The sequence below is a fragment of the Polaromonas sp. P1_G4 genome (assembly GCF_056405475.1).
Map to the genome: position 1 here is coordinate 1 of NZ_JBFUCA010000871.1, position 1,123 is coordinate 1,123.

2 protein-coding genes are annotated in these 1,123 nt (G+C 58.5%); both read right to left on the minus strand.

What is annotated here, in order from left to right; genetic code table 11:
- On the minus strand, nucleotides 1-868 hold an 868-nt coding region (locus AC1D1X_RS24055), incomplete at its 3' end, for an aminotransferase class I/II-fold pyridoxal phosphate-dependent enzyme (RefSeq protein WP_477699449.1).
- Nucleotides 865-1,123, minus strand: a 259-nt coding sequence (locus AC1D1X_RS24060) for a hypothetical protein (RefSeq protein WP_477699450.1), incomplete at its 5' end; no start/stop codon positions are given. The genes AC1D1X_RS24060 and AC1D1X_RS24055, both read right to left, overlap by 4 nt.

Here is a 1,123-nt window from a genome sequence, read left to right on the forward strand (position 1 = left end):
GCGCAGTCTGGATGGCCCACTGGCCGGRCACGTTGGAGCACAGCTTCATGTTGGCCAGCATGTTCAGGCCTTCGATGTAGTCCTGCGCCTGCTTCTTGGGGCCGGACACCACCATCCAGCCGGCGCGGTAGCCGCATGAGCGGTAGCTCTTGGAAAGCGAATTGAAGGTCACCGTGAGCACGTCGGTCGAGAGGCTGGCGATGGCCGTGTGCTTGACGCCGTCGTACAACACCTTGTCATAAACCTCGTCCGCGAGGATGACCAGGCCGTGCTCGCGTGCGATGTCGATGATGCCTTTGAGCAGCTCGTCGGAGTACAGCGCGCCCGTCGGGTTGTTGGGGTTGATAACCGCAATGGCTTTGGTTCTGGGTGTGATCCTGGCGCGAATGTCGTCAAGGTTGGGCATCCAGCCGTTGCTTTCATCACACCGGTAGTGCACCGGCGTGCCGCCCGAAAGGCTGGTGGAAGCCGTCCACAGCGGGTAGTCGGGCGCAGGCAGCAGCAGTTCGTCGCCGTCATCGAGCAAGGCGTTGGTAGCCATCGAGATCAGTTCGCTCGCGCCATTGCCGAGGTAAATGTCGTCCAGCGTGACGCCCTTGATGCCCTGCTTTTGCGTTTCGTGCATCACGGCCTTGCGCGCCGCGAAAATGCCCTTGCTGTCCGAATAACCGGCCGAGGCAGGCAGGTTGCGGATCATGTCCTGCTGGACTTCTTCGGGCGCATCAAAACCAAACACTGCCAGATTACCAATATTGAGCTTGATGAGCTTTTGGCCTTCTTCTTCCATCTGCTTGGCGGCATCCATGATCGGACCGCGGATGTCATAAAGGACATTGGCCAGCTTGGCAGATTTGGTGATCGGTTTCATGCGGTTTTATCGGTATGTGGGCAAGGCCTCGGGCCCCACCATGCTGGCAACGGGGAAGAAGCGTCAGCACTGCGGCGGGAAATTCGGGCGGAATCTATAATTTGACCACATAAAAGAGGGTTTTCGCCTCTAAAACCCGTCAAACCGTCCCGTGCATCGGCGTCCTCCGCACCATCGAAACGCCCAAATAATCCCGTATGAAACTTCAGCCAGACCGTCTCGATGTTCAGTCCATCCTTGGCTACGGTCCAGGCT